We start from the raw sequence: 3,899 nt of genomic DNA on the forward strand, positions 1-3,899 counted from the left end.
GTAAAACATAGTGTATCCTCTGAACAGTTCAAGTTAACTTACGTTAACTCACGCCACCGTTACGGATCTGCCCCTTCAAAATTCATTGCGTCAATAGTCAAACTGCACATAAAGTAAGAAATAATACTTTCTGCCCCTTGATTCAGGTTTAGGCCGGTCGGCGTAATTCCGTCATAACAGCCGCCGGTCTGCGGATCAATCAGGCTTGCTGCCAGAGAGTTTTCCCCCAGATACCAATTTCGGCATGTTTTGGCTTTCGATAAGTAATCAATCCTGCGGTTGGCAGAATATCCTTCAAGATAAGCCAACGCCATCTCGCAAGCTTCCAGCGGCTGCTCATCATATTGGGCCGGAATACCGTCTTTCGAGTACCAGCCGCGGCACCCGATAGGTTTGAAGTATCCATTGGGGAAAGTTATCTTTTCTAAGAATGCCAGGCTTTCTTCGGCGATCGATAGCCACTCCCTGTTGTCCATTAGCTTACTGGCAACAAACATCGCCCAGGGCAAAACGGCATTGCTGTAAGTCATACTATCCTCGAACCAATGCCACTTTTCCACTGCGTGCTGTTTGTAGCTGTCGGCCAAAGACTCGGCTAACCTCCGAATCAGGTCATAGGCTTGGTCGGTTGCTAGATACCTCAGTCCGATAATACTGTAGGCTTTAGCCCTAAGCCACTTTACATTGGGTACATGAATCAAACTTTTTGAAATCAGCATTTGGCAAGCTTCTTTCATGCCATCAGGCGTTTTAGGGTTCGCCACAACATATCCCAACGCCCAAAGACACCGACCAAAGCAGTCTTCTGAGCCTTCCTCTTCAAGAAATTTGCGGTCGTAAGACATAAAGTTTCGATACTTTCCGTTTTCCGTTTGCGCGTGCAAAACAAAAGAAAGATATCGATAAGCCAAATCAAGGTATTCTTCCTGCTCATATATTGTCCATAACAGCATTGCCACGATCAGTGCTCTGGCGTTGTCATCGGTGGTATATCCATGAGTGGGATCAGGAACGCTAAACTTTGCGTGCTGAAACATTCCGGTATCGTCTGTCATCCGAAACAGATGATCGACGTTGAAAGGTAACGCTGAAAAGGTTTCCATTATTAACTCACCTTGACACCCGCATCTTTGCTGTTACCAGTTATTTTCAGGAATAATTTGAAATATTCAGCCGCCACTGTATTCCACAACATATTTTGACCCAGCTTCGCCGTCTTGCGCTCCATTTCACTCTTTTTGTCAGGATTATCCAAAACATACTTGATGCAATTAGCGATGGAATTGGCATCACGGAATTCAGCCAAAAGTCCCCGGCCTTCTCCTAATAGCTCCTGCGCATATAAGTATGGAGTAGAAACTACTACCCTGCCAGCACCGACAGCATAGGCGAGGGTGCCGCTAACTGCCTGGTCTTTTGATAAATACGGGGTGAGATAAATGTCACTTAACTGGAGGTAGTAAATAATTTCTTCCTTAGTAAGATATTTATCTATAAACCGCACATGGTTTTCAATTCCCAGCCACTCAGTAATCGCAATCAGTTTTTCCCGATAGTTTTCTCCTTGTTCACTCTTGACCCCCGGATGTGTTTTCCCGAGAATCAGATAAAGCGTGTTAGGATGGTCTTTCACCACCTGCGCAATGGCTTCGATCCCGTATTCTAGTCCTTTTCCTGGGCTGATAAGACCAAAAGTGGAAATAATGTTTAGATTGGCATACCCATGTTTTTTCTTTAATTTATCTCTGGACTCAAGTAGGCGGAATGGAACACCATGATGGATCGCCTCGATCTTGCCGGCATCTATGCCGTAGACATTCTGAAGTATTTTTACGGTGTTTCTAGCCATGGTAACAACCTTGACACTGGCCGCACCCAATGCGGTCAGTATTTGTTTTTGCTTAAAGCTGGGATTGGGCAACACCGTGTGAAGGGTGGTTACAATCGGAACCTTAAGGTTTTTAATCAAATCCAAAAGGTAATCGCCGCAGAATCCACCGAAAATACCATATTCATGTTCGATGACCAGCAGGTCAATCCCTGACTCATTGATTTTTTCCGCAAGATCGATGTAGCTCCATTTGTCATGTTGGGGTAACACCGCCATTACCTTAGGATCGTTATAATATTCGCCGTTACTTACAGCAATGACTTTTGTCTTGATTAAATCATCAAAGACGTCTAGAGCCTGTACGAGATCCTGGGTAAAGGTAGCCAGTCCACACTCTCTTGGAGGATATGTGCTCAGAAAAGCTACGTTACGAATACGATTAGCGGTAACCATCTAAACATTGCCTCCTTTGTTTTAAAATAGTTTTTGGTTTTTCTATATCACAACAAGTAGCAGTAATTTGTTAATTTGTCGTAAAGGTGTTCAATATGTCGGTATTTAAACATAAGGAAAGTACCATCAAAACGCTTTTCGGCGTTTGATGGCACCCCCAGTTTCCAGCGGCGTATTTTCTCCAAACCGATTCTTACCGCAAACTCTATATATTTACATAATAACCCGAAGTCACGACGATCTCATCATTCTCGCTTCGGGCAAGATAATGGATTAGCCGCTTTCAGGTGGGGTTCCCCCAAACTATCCAGCTAAAAGCCTTCAGCCTCAACTTCTGGACAGCTCTTTATGTATTCAAGCAAATCACTTAGCGATGCGGTTGCCAGCGCAACACACGTATCGGCACCTCCGTAATACATCTTCACTGTGCCGTCGTCTTCCAGCACCCATCCACAAGGAAAGACCACATCGTCAACATCTCCCTCGCGTTCATAAATTGCTGAAGGGCCAAAGACCCACTCATCGCCTCGCCGCAAGACACGGGATGGATCTTCCAGATCCAAAAGCGCTAAGCCTAGTCTATAGATTGCACCGGCCGCCGTTACCCGTACCCCATGATAAAGAATTAGCCAACCATCCGGAGTCTCAAGCGGTTGTGCTGATAGGCCAATTTTCTGGGAATCCCACCAGCCTCCGGGCCTGGCTTTCAAGAGAATTCGATGATTGCCCCAATACCGTAGGTCAGGAGAACAAGAAAGCCAAATATGACCAATGGCGCCATAATGATGCGAAATAGGCCTATGAATCAAATACCATTTACCGTTGAAACGGCGAGGAAAGAGCGCCGCGTCTTTATCATCCGGCAAGACCATAGGTCCTAAGCGCTCAAAATGGGTAAAATCTTCTGTCAAAGCAAGAGAAACCAGCGGACCGCCTGTAGAATACGCCGTATAGGCCACTGCCCATTTGTTTAGCTCTTCCAACCTGGTAATCCTAGGGTCCTCAATGCCCCAAATTTCTTCCGGATAATTAGCCGGATCTGGTTCTAATGTAGGTACATTGTCTATCTGCCAGTTGTCGACCCCATTTTCGCTAATAGCCTTTGTAAAGTGGGAAAAGCCTCGCCTATCTTCCACCCGCACAAGAAGCAAAATCTTTCCATCATATTTGGTTGCTGCCGGGTTAAACACGGTGTTGGCAGCATATGGCCAGTTTTGACTGGTTAAAATCGGATTCTTCGGGTGGCGCTTGAACAATTCCCGATACGTATTAGCGCTGCTATTACCATTTAGACATCGCAACCTTGATTGAAAACGCTTTGTCAATAAAAAAACCCCTTCCAATTTTTAATGTAAATAGATCACACAAAAATCAGCGGAGGTACTGTTAGCACTCTGTCCTTGTGAGTGCTAACATAATTTTAACATTATTTTATCCATCCAAAATATGCCTGTCAATCGATGTATATGTCAAATTTGTTGTAAAATTTAAATTTATCATTTTATTCCATAGGAATTCTTCATAAATCTTGTTATAGCTCTGTCAAGCGTAATCTCAATACAGGGCGTGTCGCAAAACGTTTATGGAAAAAACGTCTTGTGACACGCCTCTTTTT

At 44.4% G+C, this 3,899-nt stretch carries 3 protein-coding genes; all 3 read right to left on the reverse strand.

Annotated elements, in window-relative coordinates; translation table 11 throughout:
* Nucleotides 1-59 precede the first annotated feature (59 nt).
* Entirely contained in the window at nt 60-1,103 is a 1,044-nt protein-coding gene (locus tag AC29Z1_RS03400; protein WP_488270052.1) for a glycosyltransferase, read from the reverse strand.
* A 2-nt stretch (nt 1,104-1,105) separates the two neighbouring features.
* Nucleotides 1,106-2,284: a glycosyltransferase family 4 protein gene (locus tag AC29Z1_RS03405; RefSeq protein ID WP_488270053.1), complete on the reverse strand. Its 1,179-nt coding sequence runs from the start codon at nt 2,282-2,284 to the stop codon at nt 1,106-1,108.
* A 311-nt stretch (nt 2,285-2,595) separates the two neighbouring features.
* Nucleotides 2,596-3,609, reverse strand: a complete 1,014-nt coding sequence (locus tag AC29Z1_RS03410; protein WP_488270054.1) for a glycoside hydrolase family 130 protein — start codon at nt 3,607-3,609, stop codon at nt 2,596-2,598.
* Nucleotides 3,610-3,899 lie beyond the last annotated feature (290 nt).

The organism is Sporomusa sp. (assembly GCF_057736855.1).

What these genes read in the sequence shown, in the direction of transcription:
- AC29Z1_RS03405 (WP_488270053.1), bottom strand. Translation starts at nt 2,284, where the DNA reads ATGGTTACCGCTAATCGTATTCGTAACGTAGCTTTTCTGAGCACATAT.
- AC29Z1_RS03400 (WP_488270052.1), bottom strand. Translation starts at nt 1,103, where the DNA reads ATGGAAACCTTTTCAGCGTTACCTTTCAACGTCGATCATCTGTTTCGG.